We start from the raw sequence: 21,784 nt of genomic DNA, 5'->3' as shown, positions 1-21,784 counted from the left end.
GGCGGGGCCGAACCCATCGGCGGGGACGTTCAGAGCAACATTTGAGGTTCCGGCCGTCACCGCGAAGTGGGGGTGGCGTCCGGGTCCTCGGGGTCGGGGCGGTTCGTGTTGACCGTGCCCGGCTCCCCGGGGGAGGGCCGTGACGTGGTGTTGATGTCACCGGTCGCCTTGGCGGGCGGCGCCGAGCTGGGGACCACTCCTGGGACCGGTGCGGCCGGACCGGACGGGCTGGCCGTGGTTCCGGCCACCGAGTCGTTGGCGATCGCCTCGAAGTCGACGGCGCCGGTCTTCTCAAGCACCGTGATGTGGTCGAGCACGGTCTGGTTGGTGTCCGAGGCGAGCTGCCGCACCAGCGTGTTGCGCGTCTGGTTCCGCACCGTCCCGATCGCCGGGAAGATCTTGCCGTGGGCGGAGCGCAGCAGGTTCGCCCACACCTTGGGGTAGTCCGCGTCGCTCGCGTTGGTCATCTGCTGCAGCCAGCCCTGCTGCTGCTCGTTCGGCTGGTTCGGCAGTTCGACGCCGAGCTCCCGCGCGACCACCCGCACCCGCTTGTCGAGGTCGGTGTGGCCGACGACCAGGTGGTCGGCGGCCTCCTTCATCGCGGGGCTGGGATTACGTTCGAGGGCCTGCTGCGCGGCGGGCAGTTCCCACAGCCCCGCCAGCCGGACCCGGACGACCAGGTCACGGTCGGTGGCGGTCAGCGGCCCCCACTTCGTCTGTACGGTCCCGGCGGCGAGGTTCGCCGGTCCCGTCCCGGCGCGGTCGGCGTACGACCACACGGGGAACGCGAGCGCGCCGAGGGTTCCGACGAGTGCCACGATGACGAGGGCCGTACCGTTGATACGCCGCACAGGTGCCTCCGGATCTCTACCAACTGGTCGTTGGGAATCTGTACTTGGCCAGCGCCAGAAGATACGTGCGGGGCGGCGGATGTGTTCAATCGTCGGTGTCTGCTGTGTCACAGTCCTCGCACGGCCGCGGCACAGTCCCGCGCCGCGTCCCACGCGTGCACCACGTGGTCCGTGCGGTGGAGGCCGATCGCACGCGACCCCTGCCGTCCAGTCGTGTCATCGCCTGTCCTGCCGCGGACCGCCCGTCATCCGCCTACCGCCGGTCATCCGCCTACGGCCGGTCGAGGCGCAGCGCCGGATGGTCGGCGACCACCGTGCACGAACCGGGGGCGATCTCCGTGAAGCCGGCGTCGCGCACCAGCGGCAGGCCGCTCGTGACGAGTCGCTCCCATCGCTCGGCGTCGGCCGTGCGGACGGCGAGCGGGAAGCCGGCCTCGCGCCAGGCAGTGCGGTCCTCGCCGGACAGCTCCCACCAGGCCAGCTGGGCGCCGTGGCCCGCCTGGGCCATCGCCTTGCCCGCCGACATGTCCAGGTCCGGGCTCAGCCACAGCACGGGCGTGGCCGTGTCGGTGTCCGCTGGCGGCTCCGGGTCGTCGAGGTCCGTGCCGGAGACCTGGAGGCGGGCCAGGTCCTTGGGCCATCCGTCGAGCGGGACCGGGGGGAACACGCGGACCTCGGCGGACTTGCCGGTGACGGTGATGCCGGGCAGGGCCTCCGCACGGCGCCACTCCGCGCCGCGGGCCCGGCGGACGACCTTGCGGATGCGGGCGTCCTGCCAGTCGTGGACGGCCCGCGCCCACTCGCCCTCGCCGAGCGAGCGCTCGTCGCTGAGGAGGACCAGGACGGCGCGGGCGGCGGTCTCCAGCGCGTCCGTGCGGGCGGGGGGTTCGTTCCGTTCGATACGGGCGACCAGGGGCAGGACGAACTGCGGTGCCTCGTCGCGGGTGGTGCGCTCGTGCTGGAAGGGGCTGTGCTGTGTTCCGTCGCTGCTCACGTGCTCAGTCTGCCAGGAGGGGGTGGGGGCGCAGGGGCCGGTCGCGCAGTTCCCCGCGCCTCCAAAGACAAAGACTGCGCCGTTCCCCGCGCCCCTGAAAGGCGAAGGACTGCGCCGTTCCCCGCGCCCCCCAAGGACAAAGACTGCGCCGTTCCCCGCGCCCCTGAAAAGGGGCGCGGGGAACGGCGCAGTCTTTTACGCCGCGTCGAGGCGGGACAGTTCCTCCGGGGACAGGGCCAGGCTCGACGCGGCGGCCGAGTCGCGGATCGTCTCCGGGCGGGAGGACCCCGGGATCGGGATCGTCACAGGCGCCTTCGCGAGGATCCACGCCAGACAGACCTGCTGCGGACTCACCCCGTGCTCACCCGCCACCTCCGCGAACACGCCGTAACGCGAACCCAGTTCACCCGCCTTCGAGATCCCGCCCAGCGGACTCCACGGCAGGAACGCGATGCCGAGTTCCGCGCACAGCTCCAACTCCGGCTCGCTGGAGCGGAACGCCGGCGAGAACTGGTTCTGCACGCTCACCAGCCGCCCACCGAGGATCTCGTCGGCCTGCCGGATCTGGTCGGGGCCGGCGTTGGAGACCCCCGCGAAGCGGATCTTGCCCGCGTCCAGCAGATCGCGGATCGCGCCGACCGACTCCGCGTAGGGGACCTTCGGGTCCGGCCGGTGGAACTGGTAGAGCCCGATGGCCTCGACACCGAGCCGTCCGAGCGAGGCGTCGCACGCCTTCTTCAGGTACTCCGGCGAGCCGTTCAACGTCCACGAGCCGTCGCCCGGACGCAGATGCCCGCCCTTCGTCGCGATCAGCACGTCCGAGGTGTCGCCGCCGTACGAGGCCACCGCGCGGGCGATCAGCGACTCGTTGTGACCGACCTCGTGGGCGTGCAGGTGATAGGCGTCCGCGGTGTCGAAGAGCGTGACACCCGCGTCCAGCGCCGCGTGCACGGCCGCGACCGAACGCGCCTCGTCCGGGCGCCCCTCGATGGACATCGGCATCCCGCCCAGACCGATCGCTCCGACCCGGACGTCACCGATGGTGCGTGTCTGCATGGAGGCTCCTCCTGGGGGTTCGTTCGGTATTCCAAGCCTCCACCGTGACGTTTTCGCCGTCCAACAGGAGAAGGCGATCGCTTTGAGAGACGCGGACGATGAATCGCATACCGAACTCAAGCGTGCGGTCGGATCAACTCCGACACCTTCACGAAGCGGTAGCCGCGCTTTCGCAGCTCGGGAACGATCGCGCGCAGGGCCTCCTCCGTCGCCGGGGCCGCGCTGCGCGTGCAGTGCATGACGACCACCGAACCGGGCCGTACGCCGTCCAGTACCTGCCGTGCCACGGCCCCCGCGTCCGTCGCGAACGCGTCCCCGCTCACCACGTCCCACTGCACGGCCGTCACGCCGGTGCCGCTCAGCGCCCTCAGCGCCCGTTTGTCGTAACAGCCGCCCGGGAAGCGGAAGTACGGCATCGGGTGCTCGATCCCCGCTTCGCGGAACGCGGTGAACGCCCTCTCCACATCCGCCCGCATCCCCGACGCGGGAACGGTCGGCAACCCGTAGCAGTCCTCGGTGAAGGCGTGATGGCTGTAGGAGTGGTTCGCGACCTCGAAGAGCGGCTCGCGCCCGATGGCCCGCGCCTGCCGGGGGTACTCCTCGGCCCAGCGCCCCGTCATGAACACGGTCGCCGACACCTTCAGCCGTCGCAGTGTTCCGATCAGCCGCGGGTTGTCGAAACGCTCCCCGGCGGCGGCCCGGGGCCCCTGGTCGGCCGTCATGTCGGCGTCGAAGGTGAGGGCGACCGTCTTGTCGCGCGCCCTGGCCGCCTTCATGAAGACGGGGGTCAGGCCGCCCGGTCCAGGGGCGAGCGTGGGCGGCCGGGAGAGCGTACCGGCCGCGGGCGCGGGGGCCGTGGTGGCGCGGGAGGCGCCGTGAGCGCCGCACGCCGTGAGGGCGACCGCGCCCGCCGTCGTCAGGACGCAGGCGGCGGTGGCCCTCTTCAGGAACAGGAAGGTGTTCACGCGGGCGACATTAACCGGATGAATAGGAAAAAACGGTTATATCGCTACCGGTGTTGCTCAGCCCTCCTCCCGCAGCCGCTTCCGGCAGGCCTCCACATCGATGTCCGGCTTCGGGTACTGCGGGTCCAGAGCCGTCAGATGCTCCAGCAGCAGTCGGCTGATCGCCCAGTTCCGGTACCACTTGCGGTCGGCGGGGATCAGATACCAGGGGGCGGCGTCCGAGGAGCAGCGTTCGAGGGCGATCTCGTACGCCTCCTGGTAGGCGGGCCACAGGGTCCGGTCGTCGATGTCCGACGGGCTGAACTTCCAGTGCTTGTCCGGATCGGCGAGCCGGCGCAGGAGCCGCAGGCGCTGTTCCTCGAACGAGATGTGCAGGAAGCACTTCACGATGGTCGTGCCGTCGTCGGCGAGGGCCCGCTCGAAGTCGTTGATCCGGTCGTACCGGGACTCGATCTCGGTGCGCGGGGCCAGTTCCCGGACGCGGCCGACGAGGACGTCCTCGTAGTAGGAACGGTCGAAGATGCCCAGCTCGCCGTGGAGGGGGAGCTGCCTCCTGATCCGCCAGAGGAAGTCGTGCTCCAGTTCCTCGGGGGTCGGCGCCTTGAAGCCGCGGACACGGCAGCCGACGGGGTTGAAGAGCCCGATGACGTGTTTGACCGTGCCGCCCTTGCCGCTGGTGTCCATGCCCTGGAGGACCAGGAGGACCCGGCGGTGGTCACCGGCGGTGCTCGCCGCCCAGAGGCGTTCCTGGAGACCGGCCAGGGGTTCGGCCATCCGGGTGCGGGCGGCGCGGCCGTCGGCCTTGGACCTGGGCGCCGTCGCCCCGCCGGGGGTCGCCGAGGCGTCGTACGAGGAGAGGGAGATCCGTTCGCCGACCGGGACGCGCAGCGCGTCGCGCATGGCGACGGCGCTCTCCTCGGCCCGCTGTGCCCCCGTCCTGCCGCCCTTCGCGTCCTTCGCGCCCCGCTCGTCCTCCGCGGACCCGCTGCCCTTCGTGTCCTTCCTGCCCTTGCTGTCCTTCTTGGCCATCGCGCATCCCTTCGGGGCGGTTCTCTCGATCCTGCGCCGCGGGGGCGGGGGCCGCTACCCGCGGCGCACCCGCCCCCGGACCCGGCGACCGCTACGGCCGCCGGGTGCCCTGCGCGGCGCGGTTCACTACCTGCTCCAGGGCCCCTTCACCGCGAACGTCGTCCCCGGCGTGTAGCAGTTCACGTACATCGTCCGGCCGTCGGGCGAGAAGGTGACGCCCGCGAACTCGCCCCACTCCGGGGCGTCAGGCGTGCCGATGTTCTGCCGGTTGCGGGCCATCGGGTACACCTCGCCGCGCCGGGTCACGCCGTACACGTGCTGCGCGCCCCCGCCGTCCTCGCAGACCATCAGGCCGCCGCTGGGGGCGAGGCAGATGTTGTCGGGGGACTCGCCGGGCAGCTGTACGTCGGTGTCGGGACCGAAGACGATCACCAGCGTGAGCCGGCGGGCACCGGGGTCGTACCGCCAGATCTGGCCGTAGTGGTCGGCCGCTGAGCCCTCGCTGCTGTGCGCGAAGGAGGACACGAAGTAGACGGACGAGCCGCCCCAGTAGCAGCCCTCCAGCTTCTGCGCGTGGGTGATGCCCTTGGGGCCGAAGTCCTGGTCGCGGATGGGGGTCTCGGTGGCCAGCGGGTCCGGCACGTCCACCCACTCGACGCGGTCGAAGCTCGCACCCGTCTCCTGGATCGAGGAGAGATCCGGGACGCCGGGTACGCGCATCGCCTGGAGCCGGCCGCCCGCACGGAGCGAACCGAGGCCGCCCTCCGGCTTGTCGGGCAGGAAACGGTAGAAGAGGCCGAAGGGCTTGAGGAAGGCGTCCTCGGTCTCGTAGACGATGCCGCGCTTCGGGTCGACGGCGATCGCCTCGTGCTGGAAGCGGCCCATCGCGGTCAGCGGTACGGCTCCGGTGCGCCGGGGGTCCACCGGGTCGACCTCGAAGATGAAGCCGTGATCCTTGGTGTAGCCGTTCGTGCCGGCCCTGTCCTCGGTCTCCTCGCAGGTCAGCCAGGTGCCCCAAGGGGTGGGCCCGCCCGCGCAGTTGACGGCCGTACCGGCGATGGCGACCCGTTCGCCGACCACGTCGCCGCGCCGGTCGAGGGTCAGCGCCGTACAGCCGCCCTTGCCCGTCGGGTCGTAGGTGAGTCCGTCGACCGTCGGGACGCCGATCCTGCCGGTGACGCGGTTCTCATGGTTGCGGACGAGGTGGACGCGGCCGTGTCCACCGGCGAAGGCGGACATGCCGTCATGGTTGCTCGGCACCCGGCCCTCGCCGGAGCGCAGTTCGTCGCCCTCGCGGGACAGCACCCGGTAGCGGAAACCTTTCGGCAGGTCCAGCAGGCCGTCCGGGTCGGGGAGCAGGGGGCCGTATCCGGAGTGGCCCAGTGCGGCGGCCGTACCCGTGAAGAGTTCCGACACGGCACCCGTGAAGGCGATGCCGACTCCCAGGGCTCCGGAGCGGGCCAGTACTTCGCGTCGTGTTGCGGACATGGGGCAACCTTCCTGTTGGCGGACAGGAGTACGTGACCCGCTTGTGTGTATCACGTGGTCCCGATCACGTGAACCACGCGCGTAGCGTGACGTTCTCACGCGCCGTCGGGCGGCCCGGACAGCCCGAAGGGCCCGGTGCGGGACTCGTGTGGAGTCCCGCACCGGGCCCCGGGCGGCGGTTCCGGCTCAGGTTCCGGTGCCTACGGAGCCGGAGTGGTGACCTTCACCGGCTCGGTCCCCTTCGCGCTGTGCCGCCGCGACCAGTCCTCCAGCGCTGTCCGGCACGCGTGGTCCAGGTGATGCAGCCCGGACAGGTCCACCGTCACCGGGCGGTCCTTCGGCAGCCCCTCCAACTCGTCCAGTATCTTCGGCAGCCGCAGGAAGGTGGCGTTGCCCGACAGGTACGCCTGTACCGGCCCGGCTCCCTTGTCTATGACCTCCAGTTTGCTGTGCGAGGCCTCCCAGGCGGTCTTGGCGACGGCGAGCGCGAGTCCGATCAGCACGCCCTCGAACATGTTCACCACGACGATCGCGACGGCGGTGACCACCAGGATCAGTGCCTCGCCCCGGTGCCCGCGCCACAGCGCCGCGATCGAGCGCAGCGGGATCAGCTTCCAGCCCGCGTGCACCAGGATGCCCGCGAGTGCGGGCAGCGGGATGTAGGCGAGCACGGCCGGCAGCAGTGCCGCGAACAGCAGCAGCCACACCCCGTGCAGCACCCGCGACGCCTTCGTGCGGGCGCCCGCGGACACGTTCGCCGAGCTGCGCACGATCACGGCGGTCATCGGCAGCGCGCCGAGCAGCCCGCAGACCGTGTTGCCCGCGCCCTGTGCCATCAGTTCCTTGTCGTACTCGGTGCGCGGCCCGTCGTGCAGCCGGTCCACGGCGGCGGCGCTGAACAGCGACTCCGCCGAAGCGATCAGCACGAACGCCAGGACCGTGCCGAGCACGCCCACGCCCGCCAGCCCGCCGACGGCTTCGAGCCCCGGCAACTGGATCGAGTCGAGCAGTCCCCTTACCTCCACCGTCGCCACGGGCAGGTCGAAGGCCAGGGTCGCGAGCGTGGCGAGCGCCACCGCGGCCAGCGCTCCCGGCACCGTACGGACCTTGGCCGGCAGGTGCTTCCACAGCACGAGTACGGCGACGGTGGCGGCGCCGAGCCCGAAGGAGGTCAGCGCGGCGGTGGATCCGGCGGAGTCGGCGACGAGACCCGGCAGCCCGGCGAGCTTGCCCAGACCAGAGGCGGGGGCCTCGGCGCCGGCCACCGAATAGAGCTGGCCGGCGATCAGGACCAGGCCGATGCCCGCCAGCATGCCTTCCACGACGGCCACCGAGATGGCCCGGAAGTAGCGCCCCAACTTCAGTGCGCCCATGGCGAGTTGGATGAGGCCGGTGGCCAGGACGATGACACCGAGCACGGCCAGGCCGTACTCGCTCACCGCCTCGAACACCAGCACGGTCAGACCCGCGGCCGGGCCCGAGACCTGCAGGCTGCTGCCGGGCAGGAACCCGGTGACCAGACCGCCCACGATGCCGGTGATCAGGCCGAGTTCGGCGGGCACACCGGACGCCACGGCCACACCCACGCACAGCGGCAGAGCCACCAGGAAGACGACGAGGGAGGCGGCGAAGTCCTGCCGCAGGAAGGGGAATCGCTTACGCCGGCCCGGGTCTCTCCCGCTGCCGGTCGCGGGCGTGCCCGTCGCGGCGCTCACAGCGCCTCGAAGGAGTCGGAGCGGACGTCGTGCGCGAGGACGGCCCCGGTGTGGACCTCGTAGAACCAGCCGTGCAGGCGCAGGTGACCGCCCGTCAGCCGCCATTCCACGCACGGGTACGAGCGCAGCCGCAGGAGTTGTGTCAGTACGTGGTTCTGCACGGCCTCGGTGACCGTCGGGTCCTCCGGGGCGCCGTCGGGCCGTGGGGTCGAATGCGCGAGCCAGTCGCGGACGGCGGGTACGGCGGTCAGGTCGTCGCCGCGTACCAGCGCGCCGACGGCGCCGCAGTGGGAGTGGCCGCAGACGACGATGTCGGTGACCCCGAGCACCTCCACCGCGTACTCGACGGTGGCCGCCTCGCTGGTGGGCTGCGAAGAGGTGTGCGGGGGGACGATGTTGCCGGCGGTGCGCAGTTCGAAGAGTTCACCGGGCCGGGCTCCGGTGATCAGGGCCGGGACGACCCGCGAGTCGGAGCAGGTGATGAACAGGACCTGCGGGGACTGGCCTTCGGCGAGTCGGGCGAACTCCTCCGGGCGGTCCGCGGACTGCTTGCGGAAGGAGCGTGCGTGATCGATGAGGGGCTGCATGTGTCAGTTCCTCCTGGCGCGCGTATGCGAGCGCGTCGGCGTACAAAACGGAGCGCATGCGGGTACGGCGACATGACCCCACGTCGACGCGCTCGGCGGACGTGGCGTGGTGAGGGGTGGGTCAGGTCGGAGTCGCTTCGTGCCCGGTGGTCAGGTCAGAGCCTGTGCTCTCAGCAGCGGAAGACCTGGAGGGCCGCTGTGGAGTGGGCCGACGAGGATCTCGTCGTGCGGTGGTGCGCCGCGGGGGCCGCGGTGTGCGACGGGTCCTCGTGGGCGAGCGCGACGTCCTTGCAGAGCAGGGGCCGCGCGGAGGCCGGCGGGACCTGGTCCGCGACACGGATCCGGTCCCGGGTGCGCAGGGGGCCGGTCGGGCCGTGCGCGTGCGAGGTGTCGCCACAGGTGACGAACTCGGCCCTGGCTTCGGGGCCGTCCCCGGGTCCGGCGAGCCGGGGTGTGTGCGCGGATGCGAACGCCGGTGCGAACGCCGCGGTGGAGGCGGAGAGCTGCAGGGCCAGCAGGACGGCGGCGAGAACGGCGAACAGTGTCCGGACCGTCGTACCACGTCGCATGGGCCCCCTCTCGGCCGGTTCCAGGTCGGCTGTTCCCTTGCTGACACGAACGTTAACGCGGGAAGTTGTTTGCTGGGTTAACTTAACGTTTCACCCTGAAGAGAGCCTGAAGAGGGCCGAAGAGCGTCGGTGGCGGGCCGGAAATCGCCGAGCGGCAGGACCGGGCGGGGCGGGATGTTCAGTCCCGTACGAGCCCCTTGGCGTCCCGTGCCAGCGCCGTGAGCCGGGATATCGCGCGGAAGTACTTCTTGCGGTAGCCGCCGTTCAGCATCTCCTCGCTGAACAGCCGGTCGAAGGGCATCCCCGAGGCGAGTACCGGCACCTCGCGGTCGTACAGCCGGTCGGCGAGGACCACGAGCCGCAGCGCCGTGGACTGGTCCGGGACCGGCTGGACGTCCGTGAGGCAGACCGCCACGATCCCGTCCGTCAGCGCGCCGTACCGGCTGGGGTGCACCCGGGCCAGATGGCCGAGCAGATGCGGGAAGTCGTCGAGCGAGGCGCCCGGCGTCGCGTACGCGGCCTTGGTGACCTGCTCGTCCGAGTAGGGGGCGGGGGCCTCGGGCAGCCCGCGGTGGCGGTAGTCGTCGCCGTCGATGCGCAGCGACCGGAAGTGGGCGGACAGGCCCTGGATCTCGCGCAGGAAGTCGACCGAGGCGAACCGGCCCTCGCCGAGCTTGCCCGGCAGCGTGTTGGAGGTCGCGGCGAGCGCCACCCCCGCCTCGACCAGCCGGGCGAGCAGACTGGACACGAGGACGGTGTCGCCGGGGTCGTCGAGCTCGAACTCGTCGATGCAGAGCAGCCGGTGGCCGCTCAGCGTCCGCACGGTCTGCTGGAAACCGAGGGCGCCGACCAGGTTCGTCAGCTCCACGAACGTGCCGAAGGCCTTGAGCGAGGGCTCCGCCGGGGTCGCGTGCCAGAGCGAGGCGAGCAGGTGTGTCTTGCCGACGCCGTAACCGCCGTCCAGGTAGACACCGCGGGGGCCCGCCGGGGCCTTCGCGGCCTTCCTGCCGAATCCGAATCCGAGGCCGAGGAAACCGCGCGGTGCGGAATCGGTGGACCGCGTCCCGCCGAGACCCGCCGCGAACTCGGCCAGGACGCGCACGGCCTCGGTCTGGCTCGGCTGGTTCGGATCCGGGACGTACGTGTCGAAGCGGACCGAGTCGAAGCGAGGGGGCGGCACCATCTCGGCGACCAGCCGGTCCGCGGGGACACGCGGCTCACGGGCGCACAGGGACGACGGGGTCGCGTCGGCTATCGGGCCGGAACCGGAGGCGGTGGTGGAGGTTGACACGGTTCCCCACTCTACGTCTCGTGCCAGACTGCACCACATGCGACGCCTGTTCCCTGTGACCGACGAGACAGCGGCCCCGGCCTCGGACGGGGTACCGGGTACACCGGGTACACCGGGTACACCGGGTACGGAGACCGTGGCCCGGGAATGGGGGCTCGACGAACTGGCCGAGGCGTACGCCTATCCGGTGGGCGTCGCGGGACCCGAGGGCCCCGAGCCGTGGCTGCGGGCCAACATGGTCTCCACGCTCGACGGGGCCGCCCAGCACGACGGGCGTTCGCAGCCGATCTCCAGCGCCGCCGACATGCGGATCTTCGGCACGCTGCGCGGACTCGCGGACGTCGTGATCGTCGGTGCGGAAACGGTACGGCAGGAGGGTTACCGCCCGGCGCGGGCCCGCGAGGACTTCGCCGCGCGCCGGGCGGCGGCGGGGCAGGGCCCGGCGCCCGCGATCGCCGTGGTGAGCGCGAGCCTCGACCTGGACTTCTCGCTCCCGCTCTTCGCCTCGCCGCTGCTTCCCACGCTCCTGCTCACGGGGGCCGCGGCGGCTCCCGACCGGATCGCCGCCGCCGAGAAGGCCGGCGCGCGGGTCGTGATCGCGGGCGACGGCGCGGGGGTGGACCCCGCACGGGCCGTCCGCGCGCTCGCCGACCTCGGCCTGCGCCGGCTCCTGACGGAGGGCGGGCCCCGGCTGCTCGGCCAGTTGGTCGCGGCCGGCGTCCTCGACGAACTCTGTCTGACGGTGTCCCCGATGCTCACCGTCGGAGACGCCCAGCGCATCGCGGGCGGCCCGTCCGTCGCGGTGCCGAGGCGGTTCGAACTGACGTCCTTGCTGGAGGAAGCCGGGTTCCTCTTCAGCCGTTACCGTCGGACCTGATCAAGGAAGTGGGCCTGGACAGAGAAGTGGAATCAGCTGTTCCGGTCAGCTTTCGCCGGGCACACTGAAAATCGCAGTCCCGTGCGGTCACGGGGCAGGATGGTTTCCGCAGGGGTCTACGAACGGCCCACGGAATGAGAAGGGCGTTTGTCGTGTTCACGAGCGTATTGATGATCGAGAAGGCCCTCACCTCCGCGGACGTGGAATTCGTCACCACCTTGCACGGCGACGAGGGCGTGGACTTCCACGTACTGCTCCAGCCCCGCGGCGATCAGGCGGACCGGCTCCTGCGGGCGATCGACGACGTGGCGCTCGGGGAGCTGGACGAGGCGGCCCGTGAGAACGAGACGCCCGAGGGCGCGGAGGCCGTCGGGCAGGGGGAGCGGGCTCTGGAGGTGTCGCTGGTGGCGCTGCGGGCCACCGGCAGTGAGGCTCGGGGGCGGCTGATCGAGGAGCATCCGCTGGACGCGCTGAAGGGGTTGGTCGACGAGGTGGGGGCGGATGAGGTCATCGTGCTGACCGATCCGCACTACGTGGAGGAGTTCTTCCACCGGGACTGGGCCTCGCGGGCGCGGCACAAGGTGGGTGTGCCTGTGCTGAAGCTGTTCTCACACAGCAAGGTGTGACGCCTGCCGCTGTGGCTCGGGCGGGGCGCTGTTGGATGCACGGGTGTGTCGTCCGCGGGTCGGACGTGGCTGGGCGCGCAGTTCCCCGCGCCCCTTATCGGGGGTGGTCGCGCCGACGGGTCGCGTTGTGGGTGCGGGCCCGGTGGGGGCTGGTCGCGCAGTTCCCCGCGCCCCTGGCGGGGCCGTCCCGTACGGGGCCGACCAGGTGGTCGTAGCGAATAGGGTGGGGGCGCTCATCGTCACAGCCGCATCCTGGGAGAAATACGTATGGCACCCGGCCTTCCTACCGCCATGGATCGACCGCACTTCATCGGCATCGGCGGGGCCGGGATGTCGGGGATCGCGAAGATCCTCGCGCAGCGCGGGGCCGCGGTGGCGGGCAGCGACGCGAAGGACTCCGCGACCGCCGAGGCCCTGCGCGCGCTGGGCGCCACCGTCCACATCGGACACGCCGCGGACCATCTCGCGTCGGACGCCACCTGTGTGGTCGTCTCCTCGGCGATCCGCGCGGACAACCCGGAGCTGGCCCGCGCCGCCGAGCTGGGCATCCCCGTCGTCCACCGCTCGGACGCCCTCGCCCGCCTGATGGACGGCCTGCGGCCCATCGCGGTGGCCGGCACGCACGGCAAGACGACCACGACGTCGATGCTGGCGGTCTCCCTCTCCACCCTGGGCCTGAACCCGTCGTACGCGATCGGCGGCGACCTCGACGTCCCCGGTTCCAACGCCCTGCACGGCGACGGCGAGATCTTCGTCGCCGAGGCCGACGAATCGGACCGCAGCTTCCACACGTACGCGCCCGAGGTGGCGATCGTGCTGAACGTGGAGCTGGACCACCACGCCAACTACGCGTCCATGGACGAGATCTACGAGTCCTTCGAGACGTTCGCCGGCAAGATCGTGCCGGGCGGGACCCTGGTGATCGCCGCGGACCAGGAGGGTGCGCGGGAACTGACCAGGCGGCTGCCGGACGGCATCAGGGACACCATCGAGGTGGTGACGTACGGCGAGTCCGAGAACGCGGACGTACGCGTGCTGTCCGTGGTCCCGCAGGGTCTGAAGAGCGAGGTGACCGTCGAACTGCACGGCTCCGAGCTCACCTTCACGGTCTCGGTGCCCGGCCGTCACTACGCGCACAACGCGGTGGCGGCGCTGGCGGCGGGCGTTGCCCTGGGCGTCCCCGCGGACGAGCTGGCCCCCGCCCTCGCCTCGTACACGGGTGTGAAGCGGCGCCTCCAGCTCAAGGGCGAGGAGGCGGGCGTGCAGGTCATCGACTCGTACGCGCACCACCCGACGGAGATGACGGCGGACCTGGAGGCGATGAGGGCGGCGGCGGGCGACTCCCGCATCCTGGTCGTCTTCCAGCCCCATCTCTTCTCGCGCACCCAGGAACTGGGCAAGGAGATGGGCCAGGCCCTGTCCCTGGCGGACGCCTCGCTTGTCCTGGACATCTATCCGGCCCGCGAGGACCCGATCCCGGGTGTGACGAGCGAGCTGATCATCGACGCGGCGTGGGCGGCGGGCGCGGACGTGACGCCGGTGCACGACATGTCACAGGTACCCGCGGTGGTGGCGGGAATGGCGAAGCCCGGTGATCTCGTTCTCACCATGGGCGCGGGAGACGTGACGGACCTCGGACCCGAGATCCTGACCCGCCTGTCGAAGTAGCGGTACCTGAACAGAGGGGTTGAGCTTCATGTCGTACGACATCGAGAAGCCGGACGAGCAGTGGCGTGCGGAGCTGAGCCCGGCCGAGTACACCGTCCTGCGCCAGGCAGGCACGGAGCCGGCGTTCCGCGGCGAATACACCGACACCAGGACGAAGGGTGTCTACTCCTGCCGGGCCTGCGGCACCGAGCTCTTCACCTCCACGGAGAAGTTCGAGTCGCACTGCGGCTGGCCGTCCTTCTACGACCCGAAGGACTCCGACGCGGTCGAGCTGATCGAGGACCGCTCGCACGGCATGTCGCGTACCGAGGTGCGGTGCGCCCGCTGCGGATCGCACCTCGGGCATGTCTTCGAGGGTGAGGGCTACGCGACGCCGACCGACCAGCGGTACTGCATCAACAGCATCTCGCTGCGGCTGACGGCGGCCGAGGACTGAGCCGACAGGCCTGCTGGGAGAACGCCGTGAGCAGGTTGCCGGCGTCGATCTGGACAGTGCCGGATGGCGCCAGGGGCACGGCAGGCATGTACTTCCGGTCGTGAGCGGCGTCGACCGCGTACGACACCCGGCCGCAAGTCCCGCAGACCGGACACGATGCCTGCCGCGTACCGTACGGTCCGTGGCCCTGCGCCAGGGGTATCGCGCTCCCACAGGAAGGCGTCACCGTCCGGGAAGACGAACGGTGTCGGCTGCGCCGGGATCCGCTCGACGGACTGGGCCCCCCACCCTCACCGGGCTCTCGTTCAGGACGGAGGAGCCGCACCCGGCCGGGCCCGGCCGGCGGCCTGCGCCCGCGCTCGGGCTGTCCGGGGAGACCCGGCGCGGGGCCGGGGTAATCGACGGCCGAAGGACATCTTGTCGGTTCCGGCTCCGGAGCGTTCGGTCCGGAGCCGACCGGAGCCGATCCGGTTTGTATACAGGTCGAGTGGGCCGGGAACGCCCGGCAGCAACGTGTCCTGACGCGGGCGTCACCGGGAACCAGCAAGCCGTCTGTCGTTCAGTTCGGCTCTGCGTCGCCCACGTCGAAGGTCTCGCTGCTCACCTCGTCCACGTACCACTCGCCCTCGCCCTGCTCGTCCTCGGTCGTCCCCTCGTCGAGGTAGCCGGGCTCGTCGTCGCGGAACCAGTGCCGCACCATGCCCCGGACCCGGTAGAGCGGAGTGAGCTCCCCCTCGGACAGCAGTTGCAGGCTTGCCACGGAGCCGCCGGCCCAGGTCAGTCCGCCGGACGCGGTGAGCAGATCCAGGCCGCTCACGCCGGGGTCGGCACTGGCCCTCAGTTCGACGTGTTCCTTGCTGTTCCTGCACATGAGGACCGTGGTGCGCGCGGCGTGGGTGACCTCGGTCACCACCACGTAACCGCGCGGCCACTTCTTCTCTTCGCTCAGCTTCCGCATCCTGGCCTCCACCGACTCGATGTTCTTGATCTCCTCGGACCAGCAACCGGTCGCGTGGAAGAGCACCGCGTCGGCCTTGCCGAAATGCAGGCGGAGAGAGGCGTCGGCGGCAACCGGACCGGCGGCGACGCCGGCTGTCCCGTGGGAATGAATCCGTACGTTGCCGTCGGAGTCGCAGTGGTAGGAAGTGCTGTTGCCCGGCACGTCGCGCGGTATCGCCTCGACTCCGAACAGCGACTCCATCGTGCCTTTGCGTTCGAACTGACCGTTCCGGAACACGCCTACGTCACCGAGTTCCCGGTGCGCGGACGGTGGCCAGGACGGCTGCATCCGGGTGGCGCCGCGCACGGCCTTGATGTACTTCCTGGGACGGTCCTTCGGCATAGCGGTCCCCCGTCATTCAAAGATACGAACTTCCTTTTTAGACTAGATAAACTGGCACCTGTACAGAATGGAAAATACAAAATCGAAGGTGAATGCGAGAAAAGACGGCAGGTAGCGACATGATGCGATCCGCATTGCTCACCATCGATCAACGTCACTGCCGCGGCGGCGCGATCGACGGCCGTCCGACATCGTGGGTGTGGGAGCTGTGGCGGCCCGACACCTTCCGAGCCGAGTTCACCCCTGTACGGCTGAGCTGTGTCGATCTGGCCGAGCTGGACCGGCTCCACGCGCTTCCGCAGCGGATCGCCGCACTGCGCGGGAAGCCAGGCGGACTCGCCAGGATCGAGGACGAGGTGCGGTGCGCGGGGGAGTGGATCGCCCGAGTCGGGCTGGGCGGGATGACACACCGTCTCAAGGCACTGGGTCCGGCAGTGGTGCGGTTGGAGCTGCCTTCGCAACTGGCCGGCTTCGAAGCCCTGCCGTGGGAGCTGGCGCTCGTGGACGGCCGGCCGCTGGCGCTGCACGGCACGACCGTGGTGCGGGGCGCGCGGTCGTTGTCCGAGGCCGTACGCGACCGGCCCGACCTGCTGCCGCGCCTGCGCATGCTCGCCCTCTTCAGCCTGCCACGGGCCACGGCCGCCCTGGACCTCGGAGCGCATCGCGCGGCCCTGCGCGGAGAGCTGCTCGCGCTCGCGGCGGGCGGACGGGCCGGTGCTGTGCCCCTGGAGCTGAGGACGCGGCAGTTCGGCGTGGGCCGGGCGACACTCTGCGGCGTGCTGGACGAGGCGGACGGGTGGGACATCGTCCACGTCGTGGCCCACGGCCTCCCCGGGACCCTGCGCCTCGAACTCCCGGACGGCAGCGAGGACCCGGTGGCCACCCGGGATCTGATCAAGCTGCTCGGCGGGTTGCGGAACCGCGTGAGGCTGGTGTTCCTGTCGGCGTGCTGGTCGGGCGGCCAGACCGCCGGTGGCCCGGACGGCGCGGGCGAAGAATCAGGAACGGAGGCCCACACGGGTCGCGAGGAGGGTGGCGGGGACGTCCTGGGTGCGGCGGGCGCGGCGCACCCGGCGCTCACTTCGCTGGCCTCGGCGATGGCGGACGAGCTGGGCTGCGCGGTCATCGCGATGCGCTTTCCCGTGGGCAACGACTTCGCGCTGGCTTTCGCCGTCCGTCTGTACACGCGCCTTCTTCGCCACCGCCACACCCTTCCCCAGGCTCTCCACAACGCCCTGGTGGAAACCGTCGCCGATCCCGAACTGGGCGAGAGCCGCTACCAGTCGTTCTCGGCTGCCACGCCCATGCTCTACGGTGCCGCCGCCCTCGACCGGGGACTCCTCGACCGACCCCCGCTCCGCGGGCACCTGCCCGGCCGCTACACGGGCAACGCCGGACCACTGCCCGACCGGCCCGCCTCCTTCGTCGGACGGCTGCGCGAGATGATCGGCGCGAACACTGCGCTCGCCCCCGCGGGCGGCGTGCCGGGTGCGGTGATCCACGGCGACCGGGGGATGGGAGCCACGACGTGTGCGGCCCTTCTCGCGCACGATCACCGTGAGGCGTTCTCCACGATCGTCTGGCATCCAAGGCCGGAATGGGCCGAAGCGATCACGCCGTCCTGCGCCGACCCCGTAACCGATTTCATGCGCCATCTGGAAATTCGGCTTCCTGAACTCGCCGGTCTCTCGGACGATCTCTCCTGGACCGAGGCGATGGCACGTATAGCAGGCGTCCGCGCTCTCGTGGTCGTCGACGCCGCCGACCGGCTCCACGATCCGCGCTGGGCCGAAATGATCGAGGCCCTGGCCTCGGCCGAAGGCCCCGGCAGACTTCTGCTCACCTCCCGCACCGACCTGCCGGACCTCGCGCCGGCCCTGCGTCGCGTCCCTCTGTCGCCGCTCGAACCCGCCGAGATGCGGCAGATCATCCGTTCCCTGCCCCGCCTCGGGCCGATCCACCGTGCCCGGGAGACCTCCCGGGCCGCCGATCAGGTGCTTCGGCGGGCAGCGGGGAATCCGGGGGTATTGCACGAAGCGGAGGCAGGCGCGGGGACTCAGGAGGAACTGAATGCCTGGTTGCGTGGGTGGAGCGTCTGAAATCGCAATTCCCTTCGAACGTTCAGCAGCTTTTGATCTCGTCCCGGAATATTCCGTGAGCTCTTTTGCCGCTTCGGGGTGCGCACCGTCCGCGCGGGACTACCCTGCTCTCCATTGGCATATGCGAGGGGTTCTTGGGGGGACTGAGAACATGCCGGGGGAATACGACGCGTTACTGGAGGTCCTGGATTTTGCCAAGGAGAAGGGGGAGGCGCCACGTTGGCGGTGGCGACTGACGCGTCATCGCGGGCGGCGGACGCCGGTCGTCGCGGACGTCGACCTGGCACCGGGAGCGGACGGGGAGTCCGACTTCGAGGACTACCGCTTCCTGACGGACCCGTACGACTTCATGCGGCACCGGGCACTGTACGACGAGGGGGAGGCCAACACCCTGCGCCGACTGGGCCGTTGGCTGTGTACGTCCGTGCTCACCCCGGCCATATGGCAGGAGCTGCCCACGGAGCGGCCGTCCACAGTGCTGGTCAAGCTGAACGGGGACGGTCCCGAACGTGAGATCGTGCGGTACCCGCTCGCCCTGGCGGCTGACGAGAACGGCTCTCTCGCGGATCACAAGCTGACCTTCGTGTACGACGTGGCGGCCGAGGACAGTTCGACACGGATCGATTTGCACTACCGGGCCAAGGAGAACACCCCGCTCCACCTCGTCGGTGTCTTCAACCGCACCGAAGCGGGCGAGCCCCTGGACATGCACGCCGAGCAGACACGGGTCTTCAAGACCGTGCGCAGGCTCGCCGCCCAGGGCGGGGGCAGGGACATCACCCTGAACGCGCTGGCCTACCACGTGACGCACGCTCGGCTGAAGGACCGGCTGGAAAGCGCCAACCGCTCCAGCCGGCACCAGGACTCCAGACCGTGGCAGATGATCCTGCACCTGGCCGACCGGGGCGCTCCGGGAACCTGGTCGGCGATCGACCGGAACCACCAAAAGACCTCGCTGAGCGCGGACGAGCTCATCCAGATGCTGCAGCCCGGGGGCAACGACTTGCGGTTGCGGCTGGCGGTCGTCACCACCCGGCCGGCGGGCAGCCCTTCTCTCGCCGACCAGTTGGAGAAGTTCGACATCCACTCACTCCGGCCGGCCGCAGGCGATTCCCCCGCCCAAGGACCCGAGCACGACGACCCGTTGGCCTTCGAACTGGCCCGAGGGCTGGAGTGCGCGGTGCTCGCCTTCCGGCACCGGATCGCCGACCGGTCTGCGATCGACATCGTCGAAACGGTCTACGAGAAGCTCCTGCAGCAGCATCTCACCCTGCCGCAGGCCCTGGCAGAGGCCATCGCGACGCACCGCGAATCGCTCGCGCCCGTGGATGTCGCCGCCCCGATCCTCTACGGCGCCGACGCGTGCGGCCTGAGAGTGGAGCCGCCGCTGCGCGAGACGGGCAGGTACAAGGGCGGGCCACCCCGTCAGCACGCCGCTCCTCGCCTCGTCGGACACCACGAAACGATGTGGACGGCCAGCGAGATCTTCTCCCGGCCCCGCGAGGGTGATGTGAACGGCGCCGTGCTCTACGGCATGGACGGAGTGGGCAAGACCACCTGCGCCACCGAGTTGATCAGCCACTACGCGGACGACTACCGCACCGTCGTGCAGTACCCGCCGACGGGGCAGGCGATGGATGCCGATCCGTCCGAGGCGCTGAAGGACTTCGTCAGCATCCTTCTGGCGGACGGTGCGATGAAACAGGCCTTCAAGGAACACGGCGAGAACATCCCGGGCCCGGCGGAGCTGGAGCACTTCCTCGCGGACAGTATCGCCTTCGACCGGTTCTGCACCGACATCGCCATCTGGCTGACGCGCAGCGAGGACTCGAATGCCCTGGTGTTTCTGAGCGGGGTCAAGAGCCTGCTGTCTCCCGGGAGCAACTCCAGCCGGGCTTCCTGGCTGCACCCGTACTGGGAGCAGCTGATAGCGGCCATGACGGGTCCCGAGGCAATGGGCTTCCGGTTGCTGATCACGAGTCCGTACCCGCTCAACCTGGGCCCCCGTATGCCGGACGTGCTCGTGCCGCTGCTGGCGCCCGCCGAGGCGTTCCTGTACGCCCTGAGTCTGCCCCGCCTGGGTAAGATCATCGGCGCGGCGCCCAGAGCTCTGCCCACCCCGGTGAAGCGCAAACTCGTCCACGACGTACTGTCCCTGGCCGACGGCCATCCCGGCCTTCTCCAGTACGCGGACCAGGAGGCCCCGCGGGGCGAGGCACATCTGCGGAGCCTCGCCGACACCGGGATCGAACGGCTGGCGGAGGACGAGCCGGGCCGGCGCCCCGATGCCTGGCGCAAGATCGGGGATTGGGCGGTCGACGCGTTGCGGCGCATCCCCGGCGCCGACCCCCACTACCTGCTGATGCTCGTGCTGTGCAGGCTCAGACCGGTGGACCGGGTCCTGCGGCGCCGACAGGGGGACCACTCGGTGCCCTGCTTGCTGTCCCAGATCTGGGCCGCCCTGCGGGGCAGTCAGGGCGGACGGCTGCCGGTGGCCGAGGAGCTGGAAGCGATGCTGAAGGAGCTGCGCCGGGAGTCACTGGTCGATCTGATCAGGTTGCCCGACGCAGGGCGCGCCGACACGTTGATCCAGGTGCGCATCCATCCCGCGGTCGTCGATGCGGCGGGCCACAGCGATGTGAAGCTGGGGGACGGAGCCTCGCTGCGGGCGGAGGTGGATCGGATCGCCATAGAGCACACGGCGGAACGCGCGAAGGAGGCACTGCGACACCGGCTGTACGGCGGGTCGGCCGAGGTGCAACGGCTCATCCGCAGGGCACTGCCCTACCTGGAACGCTGCGAAGACTGGGACACGCTCCTGGTGCTCATGGCCGTACTGATGGCCAGGTCGCGGCGGGACTACGGCCTGGACGACATGATGAACCGCCTCAGGCGGGTCCGGGCCCGCATGTCGAACGTGGACTCCGCGCAGTCCACCATGGCCACACGCCTCCTCCTGGTCCTTGACCGCCTGAATCACGGTGACCGTCCCGGGCTGTCGGTTCTGCTCGGCGAGGGCCCCGGCGACGCCGTCGTGGACAGTTCGCCGGTGGCCACCGCGATGGGAGCGGGAATCCTCAGGGGCCTGCGCGACACCGGCCGCCTCAAACGGGCCAGGGAGGTGGGCGGCGACTATCTCCAGCATGTGAACCCTGGCGGCCCCGTCAGCCTGATAGCCAGCGCCGTCAAGACGGAGTTGCTGAGGGTGATGGTGGATCAGGGTGAACTGCGACAGGCACTGGAGGGGTCTGCCGCGGTCTTCGAAGCCCTCGTCGACGTGCGCTTCCGCGACACCGCGCACGAGGACTGGGCGGACGGGGAGATCCTGCGCAGAAAACTCTTCACCATCCGTCGCGACTGTCACGTCCTGCTCGCGGAGGCGCACGAGTCGACGGCCGAGGGCGGTGAGTGCGGTGCCGAACCCCGCGCGGCCCACCACGAGAGGGCTCTCACCGCCCACCGCCGACTCGGGCAGTACCTCAAACTCGCGGACCCGCCCGAGAAGGACTGGCATCTGCACACCGTGGAGGGCTGCCTCACGGGGCTGGACGACAGGCTCAAGGGCGACGCGGAACGACTTCGGCTGCTGGACGACGAGTTGACCGCGCCCCTGGCCGAGGTCGAGCGGTCCGGCGACATCGCTCTGCGCGCGATGATCGACGTGGCTCGCGCCCGGATCCACCGGGAACGGGCCTGCAGGGCCGACCGCGAAGAGCTGCCGAACGAGGCACACCGTGCCATGAAGGTCGCGCGGGACTACGAATTCCAGGCGCTGCGCCAGCTCTACGTGGGGGGTACGCCCATGGACGTAGGAGCCTGCCATCGGCGGATCGCCGATGATCAACTGGTCTGTCCGTCCGCTCGGTTGACGTCGAGCACGCCCGTCCACCAGATGTACGCCACGCTGGTCGGCGACCTCACCGGGGCATATCTGCTGCGCCTCCGGGAGCAGGACGAGGTGTTGTGGAGGCCTGCGACTCCTGACCGCGGGCTGCCTTCCACGTACCAGGAACTGTGCGCAGGCGTCCGCGGCGATCTCGGCTTCGCAGAAGGGGGCAATATGTCCAGCGCACCGGATCCCGAGCGTCTGCTCCGCAAACTCGTGGATGAGGAGGCGGAGCTGACGGACGCTTTTCGGAGATTGTTCACCGGATGACAAGGCTCCTCCAAGAGAGTCCCAGATATCAGGGG

17 protein-coding genes are annotated in these 21,784 nt (G+C 70.4%); 6 read left to right on the top strand and 11 right to left on the bottom strand.

Going from position 1 to position 21,784, the window contains the following annotated elements:
* Positions 1-56: 56 nt before the first annotated feature.
* From ACIOKD_RS02250 to zapE, 10 genes are all read right to left on the bottom strand, one after another.
* Positions 57-851: a DUF4142 domain-containing protein gene (locus tag ACIOKD_RS02250; RefSeq protein WP_402076932.1), complete on the bottom strand. Its 795-nt coding sequence runs from the start codon at positions 849-851 to the stop codon at positions 57-59.
* A 271-nt stretch (positions 852-1,122) separates the two neighbouring features.
* Positions 1,123-1,845 carry a peptidyl-tRNA hydrolase gene (locus ACIOKD_RS02245; RefSeq protein ID WP_402076929.1) on the bottom strand — a complete coding sequence of 241 codons (723 nt, stop codon included), beginning with the start codon at positions 1,843-1,845 and terminating at the stop codon, positions 1,123-1,125.
* Positions 1,846-2,040: 195 nt separating this feature from the next.
* On the bottom strand, positions 2,041-2,901 hold the full coding sequence (locus ACIOKD_RS02240; RefSeq protein WP_402076927.1) for an aldo/keto reductase: 861 nt from the start codon (positions 2,899-2,901) through the stop codon (positions 2,041-2,043).
* 116 nt (positions 2,902-3,017) lie between these two features.
* Positions 3,018-3,866, bottom strand: coding sequence for a polysaccharide deacetylase family protein (locus tag ACIOKD_RS02235; protein ID WP_402076925.1), 849 nt, complete (start codon positions 3,864-3,866; stop codon positions 3,018-3,020).
* Between the two features lie 57 nt (positions 3,867-3,923).
* A complete protein-coding gene (locus ACIOKD_RS02230; RefSeq protein WP_402076923.1) occupies positions 3,924-4,895 on the bottom strand; it encodes a PPK2 family polyphosphate kinase in 972 nt (323 codons plus the stop codon).
* 126 nt (positions 4,896-5,021) lie between these two features.
* Positions 5,022-6,383 carry a PhoX family protein gene (locus ACIOKD_RS02225; RefSeq protein WP_402076921.1) on the bottom strand — a complete coding sequence of 454 codons (1,362 nt, stop codon included), beginning with the start codon at positions 6,381-6,383 and terminating at the stop codon, positions 5,022-5,024.
* 200 nt (positions 6,384-6,583) lie between these two features.
* Positions 6,584-8,203, bottom strand: a complete 1,620-nt coding sequence (locus ACIOKD_RS02220; RefSeq protein ID WP_402076918.1) for a SulP family inorganic anion transporter — start codon at positions 8,201-8,203, stop codon at positions 6,584-6,586.
* Complete coding sequence (locus ACIOKD_RS02215) at positions 8,095-8,685, bottom strand: carbonic anhydrase (RefSeq protein ID WP_402076915.1); 591 nt, start codon at positions 8,683-8,685, stop codon at positions 8,095-8,097. Before ACIOKD_RS02215 ends, ACIOKD_RS02220 begins: the two co-directional genes overlap by 109 nt.
* A 170-nt stretch (positions 8,686-8,855) precedes the next feature.
* Entirely contained in the window at positions 8,856-9,254 is a 399-nt protein-coding gene (locus tag ACIOKD_RS02210; RefSeq protein WP_402076911.1) for a hypothetical protein, read from the bottom strand.
* Positions 9,255-9,432: 178 nt separating this feature from the next.
* Positions 9,433-10,545, bottom strand: coding sequence for a cell division protein ZapE (gene zapE, locus ACIOKD_RS02205; protein ID WP_402076908.1), 1,113 nt, complete (start codon positions 10,543-10,545; stop codon positions 9,433-9,435).
* Between the two features lie 37 nt (positions 10,546-10,582).
* Here zapE and ACIOKD_RS02200 point away from each other — a divergent pair, with 37 nt between their 5' ends.
* The 4 genes from ACIOKD_RS02200 (at position 10,583) to msrB (ending at position 14,152) form a co-directional block, all read left to right on the top strand.
* A complete protein-coding gene (locus ACIOKD_RS02200) occupies positions 10,583-11,422 on the top strand; it encodes a pyrimidine reductase family protein (RefSeq protein ID WP_402076906.1) in 840 nt (279 codons plus the stop codon).
* A 152-nt stretch (positions 11,423-11,574) separates the two neighbouring features.
* Positions 11,575-12,048 carry an indole-3-glycerol phosphate synthase gene (locus ACIOKD_RS02195; protein ID WP_402076904.1) on the top strand — a complete coding sequence of 158 codons (474 nt, stop codon included), beginning with the start codon at positions 11,575-11,577 and terminating at the stop codon, positions 12,046-12,048.
* Between the two features lie 267 nt (positions 12,049-12,315).
* Positions 12,316-13,716 carry a UDP-N-acetylmuramate--L-alanine ligase gene (gene murC, locus ACIOKD_RS02190; RefSeq protein WP_402076901.1) on the top strand — a complete coding sequence of 467 codons (1,401 nt, stop codon included), beginning with the start codon at positions 12,316-12,318 and terminating at the stop codon, positions 13,714-13,716.
* A gap of 28 nt (positions 13,717-13,744) precedes the next feature.
* Positions 13,745-14,152: a peptide-methionine (R)-S-oxide reductase MsrB gene (msrB, locus tag ACIOKD_RS02185; RefSeq protein WP_402076899.1), complete on the top strand. Its 408-nt coding sequence runs from the start codon at positions 13,745-13,747 to the stop codon at positions 14,150-14,152.
* Positions 14,153-14,711: 559 nt separating this feature from the next.
* Here the strand turns inward: msrB and ACIOKD_RS02180 are convergent.
* Positions 14,712-15,494: a hypothetical protein gene (locus ACIOKD_RS02180; RefSeq protein WP_402076896.1), complete on the bottom strand. Its 783-nt coding sequence runs from the start codon at positions 15,492-15,494 to the stop codon at positions 14,712-14,714.
* 119 nt (positions 15,495-15,613) lie between these two features.
* On the opposite strand from ACIOKD_RS02180, the gene ACIOKD_RS02175 reads away from it, so the two are divergent.
* Entirely contained in the window at positions 15,614-17,593 is a 1,980-nt protein-coding gene (locus tag ACIOKD_RS02175; RefSeq protein ID WP_402076894.1) for a CHAT domain-containing protein, read from the top strand.
* A 151-nt stretch (positions 17,594-17,744) separates the two neighbouring features.
* Positions 17,745-21,749 carry a hypothetical protein gene (locus ACIOKD_RS02170; RefSeq protein WP_402076891.1) on the top strand — a complete coding sequence of 1,335 codons (4,005 nt, stop codon included), beginning with the start codon at positions 17,745-17,747 and terminating at the stop codon, positions 21,747-21,749.
* Positions 21,750-21,784 lie beyond the last annotated feature (35 nt).

It is taken from the genome of Streptomyces sp. NPDC087844 (assembly GCF_044742785.1).
In the GTDB taxonomy this organism is placed as follows: domain Bacteria; phylum Actinomycetota; class Actinomycetes; order Streptomycetales; family Streptomycetaceae; genus Streptomyces.
This window is presented reverse-complemented; position numbering and strand designations above follow the sequence as displayed.